Origin of the sequence: Sphingobium sp. BS19, from assembly GCF_027925545.1 — a bacterium.
Classification (GTDB): Bacteria; Pseudomonadota; Alphaproteobacteria; order Sphingomonadales; family Sphingomonadaceae; genus Sphingobium.
On sequence record NZ_BSEF01000004.1, the window covers coordinates 1 to 19,200 of the forward strand.

At 63.4% G+C, this 19,200-nt stretch carries 20 protein-coding genes and 1 tRNA gene; 7 read left to right on the forward strand and 14 right to left on the reverse strand.

Features of this window, described 5'->3' with window-relative positions:
- The 3 genes from QMG56_RS04815 to QMG56_RS04825 all read left to right on the forward strand — a co-directional run.
- The coding region (locus QMG56_RS04815; protein ID WP_281821471.1) for a hypothetical protein at nucleotides 1–201 on the forward strand (201 nt) is incomplete at its 5' end.
- Entirely contained in the window at nucleotides 198–956 is a 759-nt protein-coding gene (locus QMG56_RS04820; protein WP_281821472.1) for a DNA-binding domain-containing protein, read from the forward strand. The genes QMG56_RS04815 and QMG56_RS04820, both read left to right, overlap by 4 nt.
- A gap of 2 nt (nucleotides 957–958) precedes the next feature.
- Nucleotides 959–1,645, forward strand: a complete 687-nt coding sequence (locus QMG56_RS04825; protein WP_281821473.1) for a thioredoxin family protein — start codon at nucleotides 959–961, stop codon at nucleotides 1,643–1,645.
- 230 nt (nucleotides 1,646–1,875) lie between these two features.
- On the opposite strand, the gene QMG56_RS04830 is transcribed toward QMG56_RS04825, so the two are convergent.
- The 3 genes from QMG56_RS04830 to QMG56_RS04840 all read right to left on the reverse strand — a co-directional run bounded on the left by QMG56_RS04830 (nucleotide 1,876) and on the right by QMG56_RS04840 (nucleotide 3,678).
- The gene (locus tag QMG56_RS04830) at nucleotides 1,876–2,340 is read right to left on the reverse strand and encodes a nuclear transport factor 2 family protein (RefSeq protein WP_281821474.1); all 465 of its coding nucleotides are present in this window, start codon (nucleotides 2,338–2,340) and stop codon (nucleotides 1,876–1,878) included.
- Between the two features lie 87 nt (nucleotides 2,341–2,427).
- Nucleotides 2,428–2,976, reverse strand: a complete 549-nt coding sequence (locus QMG56_RS04835) for a carboxymuconolactone decarboxylase family protein (RefSeq protein ID WP_281821475.1) — start codon at nucleotides 2,974–2,976, stop codon at nucleotides 2,428–2,430.
- Nucleotides 2,977–3,180: 204 nt separating this feature from the next.
- Nucleotides 3,181–3,678, reverse strand: coding sequence for a pyridoxamine 5'-phosphate oxidase family protein (locus QMG56_RS04840; protein ID WP_281821476.1), 498 nt, complete (start codon nucleotides 3,676–3,678; stop codon nucleotides 3,181–3,183).
- Nucleotides 3,679–3,939: 261 nt separating this feature from the next.
- Between QMG56_RS04840 and QMG56_RS04845 the strand changes: the two genes are divergently transcribed.
- The 3 genes from QMG56_RS04845 (at nucleotide 3,940) to QMG56_RS04855 (ending at nucleotide 5,975) form a co-directional block, all read left to right on the forward strand.
- Nucleotides 3,940–4,818 (forward strand): LysR family transcriptional regulator, encoded by an 879-nt coding sequence (locus tag QMG56_RS04845; RefSeq protein WP_281821477.1) that lies wholly within the window; start codon nucleotides 3,940–3,942, stop codon nucleotides 4,816–4,818.
- Nucleotides 4,819–4,821: 3 nt separating this feature from the next.
- Complete coding sequence (locus tag QMG56_RS04850) at nucleotides 4,822–5,133, forward strand: hypothetical protein (RefSeq protein ID WP_281821478.1); 312 nt, start codon at nucleotides 4,822–4,824, stop codon at nucleotides 5,131–5,133.
- Nucleotides 5,134–5,288: 155 nt separating this feature from the next.
- On the forward strand, nucleotides 5,289–5,975 hold the full coding sequence (locus QMG56_RS04855) for an alternative oxidase (RefSeq protein WP_281821479.1): 687 nt from the start codon (nucleotides 5,289–5,291) through the stop codon (nucleotides 5,973–5,975).
- Between the two features lie 343 nt (nucleotides 5,976–6,318).
- Here the strand turns inward: QMG56_RS04855 and QMG56_RS04860 are convergent, their stop codons facing one another.
- The 9 genes from QMG56_RS04860 to QMG56_RS04900 form a co-directional block, all read right to left on the reverse strand.
- On the reverse strand, nucleotides 6,319–7,059 hold the full coding sequence (locus tag QMG56_RS04860; RefSeq protein ID WP_281821480.1) for an acetoacetate decarboxylase: 741 nt from the start codon (nucleotides 7,057–7,059) through the stop codon (nucleotides 6,319–6,321).
- Nucleotides 7,056–8,012 carry a DUF3734 domain-containing protein gene (locus QMG56_RS04865; RefSeq protein ID WP_281821481.1) on the reverse strand — a complete coding sequence of 319 codons (957 nt, stop codon included), beginning with the start codon at nucleotides 8,010–8,012 and terminating at the stop codon, nucleotides 7,056–7,058. The genes QMG56_RS04860 and QMG56_RS04865 overlap by 4 nt, the downstream gene beginning before the upstream one ends.
- A complete protein-coding gene (locus QMG56_RS04870) occupies nucleotides 8,013–8,237 on the reverse strand; it encodes a patatin-like phospholipase family protein (protein ID WP_281821482.1) in 225 nt (74 codons plus the stop codon).
- A 15-nt stretch (nucleotides 8,238–8,252) separates the two neighbouring features.
- Nucleotides 8,253–9,035: a 3-hydroxybutyrate dehydrogenase gene (locus tag QMG56_RS04875; RefSeq protein ID WP_230187983.1), complete on the reverse strand. Its 783-nt coding sequence runs from the start codon at nucleotides 9,033–9,035 to the stop codon at nucleotides 8,253–8,255.
- Between the two features lie 249 nt (nucleotides 9,036–9,284).
- Nucleotides 9,285–9,848 carry an OmpA family protein gene (locus tag QMG56_RS04880; protein WP_281821483.1) on the reverse strand — a complete coding sequence of 188 codons (564 nt, stop codon included), beginning with the start codon at nucleotides 9,846–9,848 and terminating at the stop codon, nucleotides 9,285–9,287.
- A 21-nt stretch (nucleotides 9,849–9,869) separates the two neighbouring features.
- Nucleotides 9,870–11,240: an efflux transporter outer membrane subunit gene (locus QMG56_RS04885; protein ID WP_281821484.1), complete on the reverse strand. Its 1,371-nt coding sequence runs from the start codon at nucleotides 11,238–11,240 to the stop codon at nucleotides 9,870–9,872.
- Entirely contained in the window at nucleotides 11,237–12,331 is a 1,095-nt protein-coding gene (locus tag QMG56_RS04890) for an HlyD family secretion protein (protein WP_281821485.1), read from the reverse strand. Before QMG56_RS04890 ends, QMG56_RS04885 begins: the two co-directional genes overlap by 4 nt.
- Complete coding sequence (locus QMG56_RS04895) at nucleotides 12,318–13,829, reverse strand: MFS transporter (protein WP_281821486.1); 1,512 nt, start codon at nucleotides 13,827–13,829, stop codon at nucleotides 12,318–12,320. The genes QMG56_RS04890 and QMG56_RS04895 overlap by 14 nt, the downstream gene beginning before the upstream one ends.
- Nucleotides 13,830–14,205: 376 nt before the next feature.
- Nucleotides 14,206–15,015, reverse strand: a complete 810-nt coding sequence (locus QMG56_RS04900) for a hypothetical protein (protein ID WP_281821487.1) — start codon at nucleotides 15,013–15,015, stop codon at nucleotides 14,206–14,208.
- Between the two features lie 183 nt (nucleotides 15,016–15,198).
- Here QMG56_RS04900 and QMG56_RS04905 point away from each other — a divergent pair, with 183 nt between their 5' ends.
- The gene (locus QMG56_RS04905; RefSeq protein ID WP_281821488.1) at nucleotides 15,199–17,961 is read left to right on the forward strand and encodes a winged helix-turn-helix domain-containing protein; all 2,763 of its coding nucleotides are present in this window, start codon (nucleotides 15,199–15,201) and stop codon (nucleotides 17,959–17,961) included.
- 191 nt (nucleotides 17,962–18,152) lie between these two features.
- Here QMG56_RS04905 and QMG56_RS04910 read toward each other — a convergent pair.
- Nucleotides 18,153–18,239 (reverse strand) — tRNA-Leu (locus tag QMG56_RS04910).
- Nucleotides 18,240–18,376: 137 nt separating this feature from the next.
- Nucleotides 18,377–19,195, reverse strand: coding sequence for an MJ0042-type zinc finger domain-containing protein (locus tag QMG56_RS04915; protein WP_281821490.1), 819 nt, complete (start codon nucleotides 19,193–19,195; stop codon nucleotides 18,377–18,379).
- Nucleotides 19,196–19,200: the final 5 nt, after the last annotated feature.

Here is a 19,200-nt window from a genome sequence, read left to right on the forward strand (position 1 = left end):
TCACCACCTGCTCCGCAGGAGCCTTCACCGATTTTTTCAAGGAGGATTTGGGCTTCATCTTCGTTCCTTCGTCACTACGACGAAGCCCAAATCCTCCTTAATTCACAACCTCAAATCTGTGCCATTGGCGCTGACGCCGGACAAGCGGAGCTGGATATCGCGCGCGAAATCGCTGGCAGCGATGAAAGGCAGGCAGCATGAGCCTCGCTGCCTTGCAACGGGATTTCCGTGACTGGCTTACCGACGTTCCGGTTGCGATGGATGATTGGGTCGATGGTCATGCGCGCGCTGGCCTCGACATCTATCACAACGCCTACCGCGTCCAGCTCGTCGAGTGCTTGAAGGATACGTTCGCAAAGACGTTTCTCTGGCTCGGGGAAGATGCCTTCATCGACGCCGCGCGCGTCCATATCGAGCGGACGCCGCCATCGGGCTGGACGCTGGGCGCTTATGGCGTGAGGTTCGACGAGACACTTGCAGAGCTTTATCCCGACGATGCCGAAGTTGCCGAACTCGCTTGGCTCGACTGGGCGCTAAGCCGGGCCTTCGAAGGCCCGGATGCAGCGACAATCGCGGCCGACACATTGGCCCAGATCGACTGGGATCGCGCAATCCTGCATTTGATTCCGTCGGTTCGCATCGGGCGGGCGTGTACCAATGCGGGAGCGATCTGGTCGGCCTTGGAGGCGCAGGATGCGCCGCCTGCTGCCGTCTTGCTGCCAAATGCTGGCGCCATGCTCGTCTGGCGCCAGGATTTCACACCCTGTTTTCGCACGATCGAAGCGATCGAACAGCGCGCCCTCAAAATAGTCGGTTCGGGAAGTTCCTTCACCGCTCTGTGCACGATCCTGATCGAACAATTGGGTGAGGAAGCTGGAATTGCACACGCGGGGTCGATGCTCGCCGAATGGATCGACCACGGCCTCATCCTTGCCATCAACGAATCGAAGGAATGACGATGCGCCATCTTCTGCCAGCAGTTTTGCTCGCCAGCTCCGCTGCTGCTCCCGCCGCCCCCGCGCCGGACAGCCCAGCCTTCGTCGTCGAGCTCTTTCAGAGTCAGGGCTGTTCGTCCTGTCCCCCTGCAGACATGGTGTTGAACGAACTGGCCGGGCGACCCGACGTCATTGCCCTGAATTTTGCAGTGACCTATTGGGATTATCTCGGCTGGAAGGACAGTTTTGCACAGCCCGCTTTCACGCAGCGCCAGTGGGATTATGCCAAAGCCGGCGGTCGAAACAATGTCGCCACTCCCCAGATGATCGTGAACGGGCGCGTTGCTCTCCTCGGCAGCCGTCGCGGCGAAGTGGATCTGGCGATCAATCGCTCGCGAAGTCTGAAACCAGAACCCGTTATCCGCGTCTCGGGCAGCAGGATCGACATCGGCGCCGGCAAGCCTGATACGGTGGCGACCTTGTGGCTCGTCCGCTACGATCCTCGGGCGATTGCCGTCCCTATCAAGGCTGGCGAGAATGGCGGGCGGACAATCGTGCACAAGAATGTAGTGCGGGAGCTGACAGCGCTGGGGTCCTGGAACGGCAGTGGTGCCCACTATATCGTGCCCAAGGGTAACGCGGGGCTGGAGAGAGCCTTGATCCTTCAGGCTGGACGGGGCGGACCGGTGATCGCCGCCCGCCGGATATGACCGCCTCGGGGGCATTCTATGGATAAGGCGTGCTTAAAGCGCATCGCCACACCACTTATGCAATAGCGCAGGCCAGTGGCGGACAATGACCGTAGCGCCCATCGTAACAGCGTGGGTTATCTGAGGGGATTGCCCGCAGTGATGATCTCGTCATATTGAGTGCACAATAGCTTAGGCTTCGCAACCGCACGCTCGTTCGATCAAGTCCCGATGCCAGCAGGGCCTCATCGTCAAAACGCGAAATCGCTCAAACCCGGATGGTCATCGGGCCGACGACCTAGTGGCCAGTGAAACTTGCGATCCGTGACCGCAATCGGGTGTTCATTGATGCTCGCGATCCGCCGCCGCATAAGCCCATCGGCGCCGAAGTCCCAGTTCTCATTACCGTAGGCCCGAAACCACTGGCCGCTGTCATCATGGAATTCATAAGCGAAGCGAACCGCGATGCGATTTCCGGTATGCGCCCAGATTTCCTTGATAAGTCTGTAGTCGAGTTCTCTGGCCCATTTCCGGGTCAGTAGCGCTTCGATCTCGGAACGACCGCTAACAAACTCGCAACGATTGCGCCACGTACAATCGACCGTATAGGCCAGTGCCACCTTTGCTGGATCGCGGCTGTTCCATGCATCCTCGGCAACGCGCACTTTTTGCATGGCAGTTTCGTCGGTAAATGGCGGGAAGGGTGGTCGGCTCATGTGGAATTCCCAGTCTGTTTCGGGTTGGTTGTGCACTGGTCAGCCGCCATCGGTCGAACCGACGGCGGCTACCCTCGCAACGCGGCGTCAGGCCGCGATTGCGTCCACGACAGGGAAATCGATTTCCGTACCCAGCACCTCGTTGATGTAGTTCGTCAGCGTGTTGAGCGCGACATGCGCGATGATCTCAACGATTTCGGCGTCGCTGTAGCCCGCTTCCCGCACCGCGGCGACCTCTGCCTCGCCAACGGCGCCGCGGGCCATGGCGATATTTGCTGCGAAGTGTACCGCGACGCCCGCTTTTGCATCGGTCGACGTTCCATTGCGGTTGGCAGTGATCTCAACCTCGTCGAGCTTCGCGAGATTCTTGCCCAGATAGCTGTGCGCGGCAAGGCAATACCCACAGCCATTGACCTGGGCTATCGCAAGCGCGATCCTTTCGCGCGTTGCAGCAGGCAGCTTGCCTTGGGCCAGCGCGCTATTCAGGCCGAGATAGCCTTCGAGTGCCGCTGGGCTCGTGCCGACGATGCGAAACAGATTGGGAACTACGCCGAACTGCTTCTTGACGGCTTCAAGCAGCGGACGCGACTCCTCTGGTGAGGTTTCGATCGAGGTGGGGGTGGGGATGCGTGACATGAAGAGTCTCCTGATTATCGCAGGCTATCGGCACCAAGCCCGCCCGCACATTGCTTATCATCGCATCTTTGGATCATAGGAATATTGAAATTTGAGAACAGATTATTCCAAAAAATGGAATAACGGTGCCTCGATTTTGGTCCGCCTTCCTTTTATCTCCGGCGCGTCGATTGCGAGCCTTTGTGGACGGCGTCACAACATGCGCTAGCTTTGATAACGCGCTAATTCCGCTTCCAGTTCGGCAATACGCGCATCTCGGTCCGCCAGGGCGGCGCGCACATCTTCAGCGGCCAGCATTTGCGGGATGTGCTGTGGACAATTCGCGTCCCAGGCGGTCAGGGTGAAAAGTATCACTTGTTCGGCGCGGGCGCGGTAGCCTTTGGGCAGGACCGTCGCAGTCAGAGCCGGATCGTCGTCAATGACCTGCACGGTGCCCCAGATCTTGATCCGACGGCGGTGCGCATAGTCCATCAGAAAGATGAATGCCTTGGAATTTTCACTGAAATTCCCGGTCGAAATATACTGCCTGTTGCCGTGAAAATCGGCAAAGCCCAAGGTGCGTTCGTCCAAAACCTGCAAAAATCCAGGCGGCCCTCCGCGATGCTGGATGTAAGGCTGCCCGTCGGCGCTGGCACTGGCCAGATAGAAGCTGGTCCGCATAGCGATGAAGGCTGCAAGCCTTTCATCGACGATGTTGCCCATCTCAAGCCTTTCGCACGCATCGCGGGAGCCTTTTTTCTCCTGAACGCGCTGTACGGCCGGGGTAAACGCGACATCGATCGGACGGGTGGGATCAGGCATGGCGCAAGCCTTCTATAGGGTCTCGCAATCGCCCACGGTGCCTCTCGAACCCTGAGCGAGCGTTGCCTTAATGTGTTGCCTGCTTTCATGCCCGGAACAATCGTTATAATGAGCAATAGATTATTCCGAAATTGGGAATGCGCGATGGCACGATTGCAGGCAATGCAGGTTTTTGCGAAAGTTGCTGAAACGGGGAGCTTTGCCGAAGCTGCGCGCCAGCTTCACATGAGTCCGCCGGCCGTTACCCGGGCCGTTGCGTCTCTGGAGGACCTCATCGGCACGCGGCTGTTGATCCGTACGACACGTTCGGTCAAACTCACGGAAGCCGGCGGTCGCTATTTTGAGGATTGCCGTAGAATTCTTGCCGAAATCAGCGAAGCGGAGGCCGCCGCTGCCGGCAGCTACGCCACCCCGACGGGTATGCTGAGTATCACGGCCTCTGTTGTGTTCGGCGAGATCTACATCCTTCCGATTCTCATGGAGTTTCTTGATCTTTACCCCGCCGTCACCGCGCGCGCTTTGTTTCTCGACCGGGTCACCAACATCGTGGACGAAGGCATAGATATCGCAATCCGTATCGGCCACCTCCCCGATTCCAGCTTCGCAGCCGTTCGTGTCGGCACGGTACGGCGTGTTGTCTGTGGCTCTCCCGCCTATTTCGAAGCGCATGGAATGCCGAGAAGCCCGGCAGATCTGGCGAACCATCGGATCATTGCGGCGACGAGCGCCTTCTCTGCGCTCGATTGGCGGTTCGACAAGGACGAAAAGACTGCCGTTACGGTCAGCCCTCGACTGTATTGCAGCACCTATGAAGGCGTTGTCGCCGCAGCGATGCAGGGCTGGGGTTTGGCCCGACCGCTATCTTACCAGATCGGCCCGGCGTTGCTCGCCGGCGACCTGTTGACGGTTCTGTCCGACCATGAACCTGAACCGCTGCCGATTCATATCATCCACCCTGAAGGTCGGCGTGCATCGGCGAAGGTTCGGGCTTTCGTGGACTTCGCTGCCGATCGACTTCGCGCGAACACATTGATCAACTGAGCGGTGGCCGCTCGCGGCTACTTCTCCCGCGACGAGATACTGGCCAGCGCACATGTCGGCATGGCCCGCGACGGTCAAGAACGGCCTGCGCCTATGGGCCAAAACCGCGATAGAGAAGCGGTCGTTCACCGGCGTGCGGCCATGTCAGGCATCGGCATCCCCGCTTTGCCCAACATCTCGCATGCCATCCTATGGAGCCGGTTTAGCGTACGTTCGGCGATGCTCGCGGCTTACGGTAAGCCTCGCGCGCGCATCACCTGCGCTCACACCGCCGAAGCGTTCGACGCAGGTACATCCGCCGCGTTCAGCGATTAGATTGGAGGTGCCGGGGGCGGCCAATGCGACATCAAGATTGTCGCGCGACCCGACACCCCGCGCTCACCCCGCCAGTGGAACCTATCCCGGCGGTTTCCGGTCACTCGCTTGTCCGCGTGCCGCCCCAGACTTTAAAGGCCATCAGGAGTGAAATCATGAGCCATGCCCCCGAAATTGATCTTTCCATCCATCACCCGCCCCATGGCGCTTCCGATCGCTTCGCGCTGGGCGTGACGAGGCTGCTGCGGTTCTTCGCCGACACTTTCTTTGCCAAACGCTATGGCCATCGCGCCATCGTGCTGGAAACGGTGGCGGCGGTGCCTGGCATGGTCGGTGCCACACTCACCCATCTACGCTGCCTGCGGCAGATGAAGTCCGATCGGGGATGGATTCGCATCCTCATGGAAGAGGCCGAGAACGAGCGCATGCACCTCATGACTTTCCTGGAGGTGTGCAAGCCGACGCTGTTCGAGCGGCTCATCGTGCTGATCGTGCAGTGGTTCTTCTATCTTGGCTTCTTTGCCCTCTACCTGATCAGCCCGAAGACTGCGCACCGGCTGGTCGGCTATTTCGAGGAAGAGGCGGTGATCAGCTACACCCACTATCTCGCCGAAATCGATGCGGGGCGCAGCGCCAACGTGCCCGCACCGGAGATCGCCCGCCGCTATTGGGGCCTGCCCGACAGCGCGACTCTGCGCGACGTGGTGCTGGTGGTGCGCGCCGACGAAGCGCATCACCGGGACGTGAATCACGCCTTCGCTGCCGATCTGGAGGGCAAGACGCCCGGTGCAGTCTCGCCCTATCCGTGGCACGCTGCGGAGCTGGACGACCCCGCCCGGTAGAAGCCAGGGCTTCCGGTCGCCCCAGCGCCGCAGGGGGAGGCAGGCGGCAGAAGAACCGTCAGGGGGCTGGCTATTTTGGCACCGTGTGTCTGCAGCCCCCGGCCCAACGGGTGGCCGCGCGTATATCGTGCGAAGCCGCAGGGTGCCGTAAGGCCATATCGACGATACGCGGTCTGCCCTGATATCGGGCCCTCTCGTTCCCGAGCAATGGCAGGCGAACGCTAATGCGCGGGCAACGCTCGGCTCGCGCATAGAAAGCCCTTAGGCTGTTGCTCGAAAGCGCGTTTCGGGACGATGGGCTCAGTCGGGCTGTCGTTCCCTTGACCAAGGCCCGGGCGGACACCTACGCGTCGAGATAGTCGTATACGACCTTGCCGAGTCCGAGCGTGAGGTCGGCAACGAAATGGGTCGTCGACACGAGTTCGCGTATCGGCAGATCAGCCACCGGGGCCAGCGCATGGGGGACCAGCGACAAGGCCCCGGGGCCCGTCCAGACCCCCTTTAAATGAACGTCCTCCAAATGATACTCGACGAGCTCGCAGATGCGCGCTGTTCCGTCCACGTGCGGAATGATCTTCAGCAGGAAGTTGGGCGCGGCGAGCGAGCGCAACGTCGCTTCCGCGTCCCCCTCCTTGTACTTGTAGCCCATGGTCCCTGTCGCGACGCGGACCGGGCCGTAGTCCAGCGTGCCGACCAGCGTGTCGGTTTCGGTCTGGAGGCTGGGGCCGGCGAGCTTCTTGGGAAAACCCCATATCTCCCGCCCGCCCGCGATCGGCGGGTGGTCGTTCAGGAACATATTGAGCGTGTAGTTCCCGGCCTCTCCCCGGAAACGCACGGGGATGACCTGGCCGGCTTCCGTGTAATTGCCGAAGCCGGTCGAGTCCGGCATGCGGATGAACTCGAATTTCACCAGGTCTGCCATGACTTCGAGCGGTTCGGGAACAATGGCGCGCAGTTTATCGGGATCGGTGCGGTAGGTGAGGATCAGAAACTCGCGGTCGCAGAACCGATACGGCCCCGGCGGATAGGCGGGTTGCGTCAGCGGCATCGCGAACGCGTGCTTGCGAACGTCGGAAATGTTCATGATAGCCTCCCATCGGCGGCAATGTCGAAGGTGAAGACGCCGTCGGCGCTGGTCGGCCGCTGAAGCACTTCGGGATGGCGCAGGGTGCGTATCGTGTCCGACAGTCCCGCAGCCCAATGGTCTTCCATGCTGCGCGCCGAAAATTGGAAGTCCTTCGAGTCGCCCTCGGTGCGATGCGCCTGATAGATGAGCTGGATGATGTTGTAGACCTTGCGGTCGGATTCCGGCGCCAGCAGCGCATATTCGGGCGTGTCGCGCAGATGATCGGGCAGTTTCGAAATGAGTTCGGTCAAGGCGCTGCGGAGCTGTTGCTCCTTTCTGAACTGATCGGATCTTGCGCGCGTGCGGCTGGAATACTGGATTTCCTTCTGGCGGGTCATCACCTCGGGCATGGTGCGGGGGATGGCGCCGCGCGCGCTCCACAAATCGACCTGGAAGGCGAGCGTATCCTCACGCTCTGCGCCATCGACGACCCATTGGAGCGGCGTGTTCGAGACCACGCCGCCATCCCAATAATATTCGCCTTCGATCTCGACCGGGGCAAAGGCAGGCGGGAGCGCGCCGCTGGCCATGATGTGCTCGGGCCGGATCGTGTGCGTCCGGTTGTCGAAATAGATCAGATTGCCCGTCGCCACGTTCACCGCGCCCACGCTGAAGCGCATTTCGCCCGAATTGATCCTCCCGAAATCGACCAGCCGTTCGAGCGTCGTCTTGAGCGACGACGTATCGTAGAAGCTGATCGCGTCGGGTGTGCCCGTGGGCGCGAAATAGGCGGGGACCCGCCGCGGCGCAAAAAAGCCTTCGGCACCGCGCAATACAGCGTCGGCGGCATGCCACTGGTTTGCCCAGTGGCGGACAAGGTCTCCGCCGAATTGGCTGGGCGTGCCGACCCACTCCGACCAGGGATCGGCGGTCACGGTCTTCCAGAAGGCACGCAACTTCTCGACGCGCACCTATGGCGCGTTCCCAGCGATCAGCGCCGCGTTGATCGCGCCGATCGAAATGCCCGCGACCCAGTTCGGGTGCAGCGACGCTTCGGCCAACGCTTCGTACACGCCGGCTTGATAGGCGCCGAGGGCACCGCCCCCTTGCAAAACAAGCGCGACGCAATCGAAGGGAGCTGGTTGCTGCACGCGCCCGGTCCGCCCAAATCGTTCAGATTTCAATGCGACATTCATTGGACTGCCCCTTGGCTATTGCATCGCCCAGCCGTGGCTGACCACGATCGACTGACCGGTGAGTGCGTTGGACGGAAACGCCGCGAGAAAAGCTGCACATCGCGCGACGTCATCGAGCGTCGTGAACTGCCCGTCGACGGTCTCCTTGAGCATGATATCGCGGATGACCTGGTCTTCGGTGATGCCGAGTTCTTTCGCTTGCTGCGGGATTTGCTTCTCGACCAGCGGCGTCCGCACAAAGCCCGGGCAGACGACATTGGCGCGGACGCCATGGTCGGCACCTTCCTTCGCGACGACCTTCGCGAGGCCGAGCAGCCCGTGTTTGGCCGCAACGTAGGGCGCCTTAAGCTTGGACGCTTCTTTGGAGTGCGCCGAGCCGATGTATATGATCGAGCCGCCCCGCTGCTGTGCATACATCCGCTGCAGGCAAGCGCGGGTGGTGAGGAACGCGCCGTCCAGATGGATCGCAAGCATCTTCTTCCAGTCTGCGAAAGCGAACTGGTCGACGGGCGAGACGATCTGGATACCTGCGTTGGAGACGAGGATGTCGATTCCGCCGAACCGGTCGCATACCGCGCGCACGCCGGCATCGACCGCGATCTCGTCCGCTACGTCCATCTCCACGGCGAAGCTTGCGCCGCCGCTGGCATCGAGTGCGTCGGCAGTTGCACGTGCAGCGTCAATGTTGAGATCGGCTACGGCTACTCTTGCACCCTGACGGATGAACTCGCGTGCGATCTCCTTGCCGATCCCGCTGGCGGCACCCGTGACGATCGCGGTTTTGTTTCTCAACTCCATTCGAGCCTCCATTGTGTCTGGCACCAGATTCTCTGACCGAGGCGGGAACCCAAGGGGTCCGAGCGCTTCGGGCTACGCCGAGCCATTCGTCGCGCTGCATGTCTAAAGACTCTTTCATCGCGGTCCGGAGGTGAGTGATCGTTAGTGCGGTTGATCCCACGGATCATTGGCCGACGGCGACCGTTGAAGACCGGGCTGACGCATCCGCTTCGCTGGCGGACTCGCGCGGTTGACCATGCGGCGATGGCGCTATTTCGCGCGGCTTAGGATGAGACTTACACGCTGGTTGCGCTGGCGATTGACCGGGTTGTCATTCGATACGATCGGGTCCGACGCGGCACGTGCTTCGGTGCTCAGCCTGTTCGACGAAATGCGACCATCGCGAAGCATGTCCAGCATAACGTCTGCCCGCGCCTGGGAAAGTGCGTGATCGGCCGCTTCGTCACCCGACGGGTCGGTATGGCCGACGATGACGACTTTGACGTCGGGGTTGGCACGGAGCATCGCGATGAGATGCGGGATGCGCCCGCGTGACTCGGTTGTAAGTTCAGCGGTTCGTCCGACAAATTCCTGACCGCCAAGTTCGAAGGCCTTCTGCCCCGGTTCGCGTCGGGCAAGCCAGTCTACAAGGTCGCGTCCCACGGTGCCACGGGGAGCAACCATTGTCGAACCATCGGTCAGCGCAACGATGACGGACGGATCGCCACGCACTTCTGTGGGTTCTGGCGAAGATTCCTCGCTGCACCGCTTCAAAGCCAGTGAACCGGAGACGACCAGCGCTATGAAAACGAAAAGCAAGACTATTTGCGCCACGGATCACTCCTCCCGCTGTTCTCAAGGCTGCCAACCGCCCCCAAGTGCCTGAAAGAGAGCGGTCGATGCGAGCAGGCGGTCGCCGCGCGCCTGCACGAGTGACAGCTGGGAAGACAAGAGGCTGCGCTCAGCGTCGAGCTGTTCGAGATAGGGAGAATAGCCCTCGCGATAACGCCGCGACGCAAGCTGTTGGACCCGGAGGAGCGCCGCCTGCTGGCGCGTCAGCACTGCCTCCTGCTCTCCGTACCGTTCAACCGACGCCATCCCGTCTTCAACTTCGCGGAATGCGGTCAGGGCAGCCTTCCGATACGCGAAGGCTGCCTGGTCGCGGCGCGCGGTCGCGCCATCGGCCTGGGCGCGTATCCTCCCGCCGTTGAAGATCGGCGTCAGGATGCTGCCGCCCAGCGAGAAGATCGAAAGCGGATCGTCCGGGAGCAGCGAGGAAGCGACGAAGCCGCCGGATGCCGCCAGCTTGATGTCGGGCAGGAACGCGGCCCGTGCTGCGTCCAGCGCGCGGTCTGCGGCGACGATCTGCTGCTCGGCCGCGGCAATATCGGGACGCTGTCGAAGTACCCGCGCCGGCAGCTGTGTCGGGATCGTGGGGATGGTCAGCGCCGTGATCGCCGATCCGCGCGCGATGGGGCCCGGCGCGCCATTGAGCAGGATGCTGAGGCCGTTCTCCAGCTTAGCGATCGCAAGGTCGACCGTCGGGAGGACTTGGGCGGCGGCCTGATACTCCGCTTCTGCCTGCGCCAGGTCGAGCTGCGAGCCATATCCCGCTTCGGCGCGGCGCCGGATGAGCTTCAGCGTGCCCGCGCGCGCATCGAGGGTGCGGCGCAGGATCGCCCGTCGTTCGTCGAACGTGCGGAGCTGGACATAGCCGCTGACTACTCCTGCAGCGACGGCGAGCCGGACGGTTGCGCGGCTATCGTCGCTGGCCAGAAGCTGCGCTTTCGCGGCGGCGGCGCTGCTGCGCAGGCGGCCGAAGAGATCGAGGTCGAACGACGCCTGCACTTCGCCCTGCCCCGCCCATTGCTCGACATCGATCCCGAACGCGTCGACGCTGCGGGTGCGGCCCCCCGTGCCGACGGCTTGGACCTGCGGCATCCGGGCGCCGCGCGCGGCGGCAAACTGCGCGCGCGCTTCTTCGACGCGCGCGGCGGCAATTGCGATATCCGCATTGTGCGCGAGCGCCGCTTCGACGAGGCCGTCCAGCGTGGCATCCCCAAAGCTACGCCACCATTGCGCGTCTAAGGCGACGTCCGATCCGGCTCCGGCATCGCGCCACTGGGGCGGCGGCGCCACCTCGGCTGCGGGCGGTATCGCCGGTCGGGGGCCGGCGCAGGCCGACAGCAGGAGGGCAAGGCTGCCAGCAGCGAGCCGCCCCGTCATGGCCGGGCGCTCGTGTCGATCCGGACCTCCACCGACATGCCCGGACGCAGGTTCTTCGCTTCCGCCGCGCCGGGATCGACTGCGATCCGCACGCCGATCCGCTGCGGAATCTTCACGAAATTGCCCGTCGCATTGTCCGGCTTGAGGACCGCGAACTCCGATCCGGCCGCTGGCGACAGGCGCTCGACACGGCCCGCCAGCCGAGCACCGTTCAGGGCATCGACCGTTACGCTGGCCGACTGACCGGGGCGAATCCGCCCCGTCTGGGTTTCCTTGAAGTTGGCGAGGATCCAGCGATCCGGCGGCACGATCGCGAGCAACTGCGATCCGTTGGTGACGTAGGAGCCCACCCGGATGCCGACTTCGCCGAGAACGCCGCCTTCCGGCGCGCGGATCACGGTGTGCTCGAGATCGATTTCTGCGGCGTGCACCTGCGCGCGCGCGGCTTCGACCTGCGCTTCCAGGCCGCCACGGCCGACTTCGACCGTTCGTATATCCTGGCGGCCGATCTCGGTTCCGGCCAGCGCCTGGCGCAGTTGCGCCTGTGCCTGGGCGAGCGCGGCGAGCGTTTGGTCCCGTTCGCGCAGCGAGATCGAGCCGTCACGGGCAAGATCCGTGGCGCGCGCCATGTCGGCCCGCGCCCTGGCGAGCTGCGCGCGTGCGCCTTCGACGCCCGCTACCTGACCCTGCAGACCGGCGGATCGGGATGCCCGGGCCTGGGTGGAATTGGCGAGCGCGGCCTCGGCTGCCGAGAGATTGGCGCGCGCCTGCTCGACGCGGGCGCGGTAGACGCGGTCGTCGATCCGCACCAATATCTGGCCGGGCTTTACGACGTCATAGTCGTGGACGAGCACCTGCAGGACATAGCCGCTCACCTGCGGGGCGATGACCGTAACCCGACCGCGCACATAGGCATTGTCGGTCGCCTCGTATCGCCCCGCAAATGGCGGCAGATCCCACGCAGCAAGAACGAGAAGAATGCCGGCAAGCGCCAGCGCCACCGTGGCGACGATCCGTATCGGGCGCTTGGCGGCGGGGCGCCACTGCGGCGCCGCGTTCTCCGGCGGTGGGGCGTCTTCAGTTGCGGTCATTGGTCTTCTCTCGGGTGCGCGCGACGAGGATGTTCGCGAAAATGAAGGTTGCTGTGGTCAGTGCGAGAATGGCCACGAAGCGGAAGGTATCGTTGAAGGCGATCACCGCGGCTTCGCGCGCCATTGCCTGCCCCAGCAGGCCCGCGCCCTGTGCGGCGCGCTGGGCGGGATCGACGAGCACGGACGCCAGCAATGCACCGCCTCCACCGATCCGCGCGGCGACCTGCGGATCGCTCGCCAGCATGTCGGCCGCAAGCGCGGTGCTTGCGTTGCGCGCCCAGATCGTCTGTATCGAGCCAAGCAGCGCCGATCCCATCAGGCCGCCGACATTCTGCGTGATGCTGAACGTGACGACGAAACTGACGAGGTGATCGCCGCCCCGCTGGATCATGCGGAGGAAGCCATAAAGCAGCGCCGGCCCTACGAACAACGTGGTTCCGAAGCCGATCAAGGCTTGGCTCAGGATCAATTGCGCAGGGCGAGTCAGCGTGGTTGCGTCGCTGTCCAGCCATGCGCCGACGGCGATGATCAGGGCGGCGACGAGAACTTGCCAAGGCAAGCGGCGCTCGGACAGCGTCAGCGCGGCGGCAACAATGCCGAGCAGCATCGCCATCGCGACCACGACGAAGAGGGTGCCTAGCTGGTCGTTATTGAGTCCGCCGAGCGTTAGCAGGCCGACAGCGCCGTAAGTTTGCTCGGCAAGCGCCAGGCGCATGACCAGCGCCACGGCGGCGAACCGCAAAATCCCCCATGTGCCGATCCACTCAAAATGCACCAGCGGATCGCGTCGGCCCGTCTCGTTCAGAAAGGCGGCGGCGAGCAAAGCGATGGAGGCCGCAAGCGCCACGCCGAGCCAAGGCGTGTCGGACCACCAGAGCGCACGGCCCTGACCGATGACTTGGCAGAGCAGCAACAATCCGGCGGTCGCCAAAGGGATCGTCAGGAAATCGCGCGGCACGAAAGCGGGGCTCTTCTCGCTGGGCGGCAATGGCAGGGCGAGAATGAGCGCGAGCGAAACCAGCGCCAGCGCGACTTCGATCGCGTGCAGACCCCAGAGTCCGTTGTCGACCAGCACCTCGACGGGAATGAGACGGGCCAGCGGCGTACCGAGCTGAGAAAGGCCCATGCCGATCACGGCTCCGAGCGGCTTCGCCTTGGGTGGAAAGGCCTGCATCAGATAGTAGACGCCGAGGGTGATCAGCGCGGCTGCCGCCATTCCGCTGGCCGCGCGCACGAACACGGCGGCCCAGAAGCTGGCGAACCCGAAATGGACCAGCCCCGCGAGCGCATAGAGAATGAGGAAAAAGCCGGTCACTTGCGGGATGCCGAATTGCGCGCGTGCCTTCACGAGCGAAAGATTGGCGCTCGCGTTGATCGCGACATAAATGGCAGGCAGGGCAGCCGCCTCGGCCGCGTATAGGCCGAGAGGGCCGGCGACGCTTCCCGTGTTGACTGTCGTCAGTGCGTTGCCGAAAGTCGAGGTCGCGCTGATAAACATGCCTATGGCAAAATAGCCGAGGCGACGGCGAGCGGGATGCGAGGGCGAAAACGGCGACCCTGCGAAGAGCGGTCTCTCCTCGGGCCTAAAAGCATGCGCCTCGCTCATGAGGCTTTGGACGGAATCGCTTCGGCGACAACGTCCGCGCGCGCCGCCGACGCAACGGTCATGCGGACGTGCCGATGGCCTGTGAGAAGATATGGATGCACGTGTCGGACCTTCTGGCTGCGCCGAGATTTCGCCGCGCTGCACGCTCATAGACCCTTATACCCCAAGCCGGACGCGAGTGACTGTTAGCGCGGCTGGAGCCTCAGGGGCCGTCGTCGACTAACCTGTCGATGTCGAGGCCGGCTTCAGGCAACTTCCAGCATGCCCGTTAGCGCAACGCATCCCGCGGAAGTCGTTCGAGGATCGCCTCCGCCATGCGTTCCTGAACGTCCAGATCGCCCTCGCCAACGATGTCGATGCGATCCGACCACAGGATCTGCCCCCAGCGGCTGGAGAGCTCCACGCATACGCGGTACACCGCCTGGACCCGTCGGATCGTGCCATGCAGCACCAGATCCGAAGCGGCATGCGCGGCAACTTCGTCGAGCGAATAGCGGCCCTCGCGAAACTGGAACATGATTGCCCGCGGTGCGACGCGGAGGTGCGCGTCCCGTTCCGCTGCGTAGATGATCTCATCCGTCACGCCCGCCGCAAAGGCCTTTTGGTAGATGCAGATCGCGGTGAACGGCAGCACCGCCAGCATGGGCGGCTCCAGTTCTACGCCTGCAGCATTGGCGGCGATGCACCGTGCATCCTGCCGCAAACGAAAGCTCGGCGCGTAGCCGCCCGTTGGGATTGAAACGATCACCTCGTCGTCACGACCCGGCCCGGCATAATAAGCCGCAAGCTTGCGCCGCAGTCGGCGCGCCTCGACTCGCACCGCAGAATCGATGCGCGGGTCATAATCGACAACGCCGCCATAGAGTTCGATGCCGATCACCAGCTCCTTCAGCGTGGCCGCGCGGCCGGCAAGCGATTCCTCCACGACAAAGCGCAGAAAGCCGTACAGCTTTTCTGAGCCTATGAACGCATGGGCGCGAAGGCGTTCGAGCTGCGCGCGCACGTCCTCTGGTGTTGGCCGATGAATGGTTTCCCCTGCGCCGGCGTCGACCGGTGCAACAAACTCTGCGAGGCGCATGCACTATCTCCCGGAACGGTAATCGACATCGAGCAAACCTCGGTCTCCGTCTCTGGCTGCCCACATAAAGTAACTGCCCAACAACTCCGACTAAACAGGTGCCAAACGCTGCTAATTCGCGCATATAACGGGCGCTAACGTGTCTGGGGGGACGTAAGTGGATCGGGTAGGCGACATACGATCATGAGCGACCGGCGTATCCTGTTCGGATCGTTCGAGCTTCGCCCGGAACGGGGGCAATTGCTGAACGGCGGCGTACGCGTCGGCTTGGGGTCGCGCGCGCTCGCGATTCTGGCGCTGCTTGCCGAGCGAGCCGGGAAGGTCGTTTCTGTGCAGGAAATCACCGATCGGGTCTGGCCAAATATCTTCGTCCAGGACAATAATCTGCGCGTGCACATCACCGCCATCCGCCGCGCGCTGCGAGCCGGGGCGGATGACGATGTCAAGATCGACAACGTCCCCGGCCGTGGCTATCGGCTGAACGCCGACGTGACCATCGAGACGGCAGGCGAGGATGCGGCCGAGGCGCCGATGTCCGGGCACATCCGTCCGCTTCCGCTTCCATTGCAGATTCACCATCTTATCGGTCGCGAGGCCTGCGTGGCGGAGGTGGTGGAAAGCCTCGCACGGCATCGGCTCGTCACGATTGTCGGTCCGGGCGGTATCGGCAAGACGAGCGTCGCGCTGGCGGCGCTGACACAACTACGTGCCAGTACCGCCGTCTGCTTTGTCGATCTGACTAACTGCACGTCACTTGCGCATGTGGCCACCGCCACGGCGGCGGCGCTCCAAAGTCCGATGGGCCAGGACACTATGCCCGCCGGGTTGGTGGAACACCTGCGCGCAGCCGAACTCGTCCTCCTGATGGACAACTGCGAGCATCTCATTGACACCGCAGCCAGGGCCGCAGAGGCGCTGCTCCAATCCTGCCCACGGGTGACGCTGCTCGCGACCAGCCGCGAACCGCTACGAGTGGCGGGGGAAGTGCAGGTGCATCTACAGCCGCTGCCGGTGCCGACCGCGTCGGATACAGTGGAGACGATCGCCAGCACCCCTTCGGTCGCGCTGTTCGTAGAGCGTGCGGCGGCAGCGACTGGCGGATTCCGGCTGACCCAGGACAATACCCGGCAGGTGGCGGCTGTGTGCCGCTCGCTGGACGGGCTGCCGCTCGCGCTCGAACTGGCGGCGGCGGCGATGCCCATGGTTGGGCTTGAGGGGCTGTCCAGCGGACTGGCAGGGCGCCTGTCGCCGCTCGCCTTTGGTCGCCGCACACTCGCGCGTCACGAAACGCTCGAAGCGATGCTGGACTGGAGCTTCGAACTGCTCGCGCCCGACGAGCGGCTGGTATTCGGCTGTCTCAGCCTGTTTCGCTCCACATTCGATCTTGCCGCCGCCGTGCAGGTCGCGGCGGCGAATATGGCGGAGGATGGGCGCACCGAACAGGCGGTTCTGCAACTGGCTGCCAAGTCGCTGCTCTTCATCGAGCCGTCCCAACAGGGAGTCGCCTATCGCCTGCTGGAGACGACCAAGGCCTATGCCCGGTGCAAGCTTGAGGACTCCGGCCAAGCGGAAATCGCGGCGCGTCGACATGCCGAATGGGTCGGTACGCTGCTGGATCGCGCCCAGGCCGATTGGCTGCGGATGGATCGCGCGACCTGGTGGGAGCGATACGGCAACGCAATCGACGACGTGCGCGCGGCGCTGGTGTGGTCCCTCGGCGACGCTGGCGACAAGCACCTGGGCATCCGCCTCATCCTTGCCTCTGCGCCGGTGTGGCTCGGCATGTCGCAATTCGCCGAATATCATCGCTGGCTGGAGCAAGCGCTTGCCACGCTGGACGGGCTTGGCCAGCGGGGCGGGGCCGAGGAGATCAAGCTCCAGATCGGCCTGTGCGTACTGCTGTTCAACGCCGACCGGCCCGGCGAACGGTTCGTCCGCGCGGCGACGCAGGTGCTGCGCATCGCCAAGAAGATCGGCGATCCCACGGCCAGGGCGACGGCGCTGTGGATGCTTTCCGGTCAACGCGGAATCATGGGCGATCATCCGGCGTCGCTCGCCCTCGCGCGGCAGATGCTGGCGCCGGAGAGCACGGACGTCGATCGCGACCTGCGGAATTTCGCACGACGGGTGACCGCGATAATGACCTTCCGCGTGGGGCGGATGGCAGAATCCGCGGCGATCGGGGAGGAACTGGTCACCCGATGCAGCGACCGCACTGCCTATGGCGCGGTGCTCCGGTACGATCATTCGACGATGGTGCGGGGCAACCACAGCCTGACGCTGGCGGTGCAGGGCCGACTGGAAAGTGCCAGGGCGATGATCATGGAAACGGTGATCGAGAGCCGGCGGCTGCGCAATCCGAGTTCGCTCTGCTATTTGTTGAGCAGCGCGGCCTGTCCGGTCGCGCTGTGGCTGGGCGACGACGAACTGGCCCGGCACTATGCCGATCTGCTCGGCTGCGTGGCGGATGAAAACCGCTTCACCTACATGGCCGAACTCGCCGCATGGTTTTCGCGGATCGCCGACCTGCGCATGGGGAAGCCGCCACAGCCGTTTCCGCTCGACCGAATCCGCCCCCCCTTGCCGCACGACAAGGACGTCTTCATTACCAGCTACGGGGCGCTCTGCGATGCGGAGGCGACCGCACGGGCAGAAGCCTGCGACACCCACTGGGCGACTGCCGAAATCCTGCGGGCCAGTGGCGAGAACAGTCTACGAGCCGGCGAGGTGGCGGCGGGGCGGGCGCTGTTCGAGCGGGTGTTGGCCATCGCCGAGGCGCAGGGCGCCGGGCTCTGGGCGCTGCGGGCTGCGACATCGCTGGCCCGCCTGATGCCCCAGGATGAGGCTGTGCGCATCCTGATGCCCGTACTTGCGCGTATCGAAGGCGATGAACAATATCCGGATGTATGCGCAGCGCGCGTCTTGTTGCCGGAGTTGGCCAGCTAACGCCCGGTCGCGTCCTCTGTAAGACAGGGGGCCGCTATGCAGTCTGCCCGCTCATAAAAGGGGAAGAGGCTGGCCTTTGTTCCCCTGAGCCATGCGCACGCGCATCGGATGTGAGGTTTGCAACGGCCTGCAGCGCCGGATGGGTTTGGCAATGTGCCAAACCCTTCAATAATCCAATGAAAACAAAGGATTGGTGCGGTCGAGAAGACTCGAACTTCCACGGGCTTTCGCCCACAACGACCTCAACGTTGCGCGTCTACCAATTCCGCCACGACCGCACTGTTCATGATAGAGCCGGACGGACCGGCAACTGGCAGGCGGTGGCCATTAGCAAAGGCGCACTGGCCATGCAAGCGGCGAAAGTGCTTTGTCGCGGTACGGGGAAAATAGCGGTTGATCGCACAGCGCGCGCGTATCAGCGGCCCTTGTCGACAAAGCCCAGAGAGAGGTTTTCGGCATTCTTGGGAATGTCGAGGCGGCTTTCGCTGATCGATGCTTCTTCACCGGGTTTCAGCCGCATCTTGTCCGCCTTCGTGGTCCAACTGAACACGAGCCGATTCTGCTTGTCGCGCAGTTCGACCAGCACCGGAGGAACCGGCTGGCTGGTTTCGCCGCTGTTGACGATGCGGGCGCTGAACGCGAAATATTCCTCACCCGTCGGCAATTTGCGGCGTTCTGCCGGCTTGGCGAGATAGAAGAGCAAATCCGGCTCCTCACTGTCCGCTACCAGGCCCAGATTGACTGCCCAGCCCGGCACGCCGAACATATAGACTGCCGCGCCTGCCGCACTGACGACCACGCAGAAAAGCGCAGCCGCGATCAGCCACAGCTTCGCGGGGTTGCGACGCGGACGGAAGGGCGGCTCTGCGGCGAAGCTGTCGAACACATCGGGCGCTGGCTCCGTCACCGGGGCGACATAGCTTTCCTGCAGAGCAGGTGCAGCAGCGGGCGGCGCATCGACGGTTTCGGTAACCGGAATCTCTTCGATCCCGACATCCTGCGACGGCGGTGCTGGAACTTCCTCCGCAACGGGTGCGACGGGAGGGGGGGGCGGCGGCACGGCGGCAGGCGCAGCAACCGGCGTTTCGGGCGCTGCGGGACGCAGGGGCAGCGCTGTCCCTTCCTGAAACCAGCTATGCTTGCACGAAGCACAGCGGACTTGGCGTCCGTTGGGCCCAATGGCGCTGTCGGGCACGATGTAGCGCGTTGCGCAATTGGGACAATTAAGGATCATTACGC

Coding starts and splice junctions, on each gene's coding strand:
- QMG56_RS04820 (WP_281821472.1), top strand. CDS start 198: ATGAGCCTCGCTGCCTTGCAACGGGATTTCCGTGACTGGCTTACCGAC.
- QMG56_RS04825 (WP_281821473.1), top strand. CDS start 959: ATGCGCCATCTTCTGCCAGCAGTTTTGCTCGCCAGCTCCGCTGCTGCT.
- QMG56_RS04830 (WP_281821474.1), bottom strand. CDS start 2,340: ATGAGCCGACCACCCTTCCCGCCATTTACCGACGAAACTGCCATGCAA.
- QMG56_RS04835 (WP_281821475.1), bottom strand. CDS start 2,976: ATGTCACGCATCCCCACCCCCACCTCGATCGAAACCTCACCAGAGGAG.
- QMG56_RS04840 (WP_281821476.1), bottom strand. CDS start 3,678: ATGGGCAACATCGTCGATGAAAGGCTTGCAGCCTTCATCGCTATGCGG.
- QMG56_RS04845 (WP_281821477.1), top strand. CDS start 3,940: ATGCAGGTTTTTGCGAAAGTTGCTGAAACGGGGAGCTTTGCCGAAGCT.
- QMG56_RS04855 (WP_281821479.1), top strand. CDS start 5,289: ATGAGCCATGCCCCCGAAATTGATCTTTCCATCCATCACCCGCCCCAT.
- QMG56_RS04860 (WP_281821480.1), bottom strand. CDS start 7,059: ATGAACATTTCCGACGTTCGCAAGCACGCGTTCGCGATGCCGCTGACG.
- QMG56_RS04870 (WP_281821482.1), bottom strand. CDS start 8,237: ATGAATGTCGCATTGAAATCTGAACGATTTGGGCGGACCGGGCGCGTG.
- QMG56_RS04875 (WP_230187983.1), bottom strand. CDS start 9,035: ATGGAGTTGAGAAACAAAACCGCGATCGTCACGGGTGCCGCCAGCGGG.
- QMG56_RS04885 (WP_281821484.1), bottom strand. CDS start 11,240: ATGACGGGGCGGCTCGCTGCTGGCAGCCTTGCCCTCCTGCTGTCGGCC.
- QMG56_RS04890 (WP_281821485.1), bottom strand. CDS start 12,331: ATGACCGCAACTGAAGACGCCCCACCGCCGGAGAACGCGGCGCCGCAG.
- QMG56_RS04895 (WP_281821486.1), bottom strand. CDS start 13,829: ATGTTTATCAGCGCGACCTCGACTTTCGGCAACGCACTGACGACAGTC.
- QMG56_RS04900 (WP_281821487.1), bottom strand. CDS start 15,015: ATGCGCCTCGCAGAGTTTGTTGCACCGGTCGACGCCGGCGCAGGGGAA.
- QMG56_RS04905 (WP_281821488.1), top strand. CDS start 15,199: ATGAGCGACCGGCGTATCCTGTTCGGATCGTTCGAGCTTCGCCCGGAA.
- QMG56_RS04915 (WP_281821490.1), bottom strand. CDS start 19,195: ATGATCCTTAATTGTCCCAATTGCGCAACGCGCTACATCGTGCCCGAC.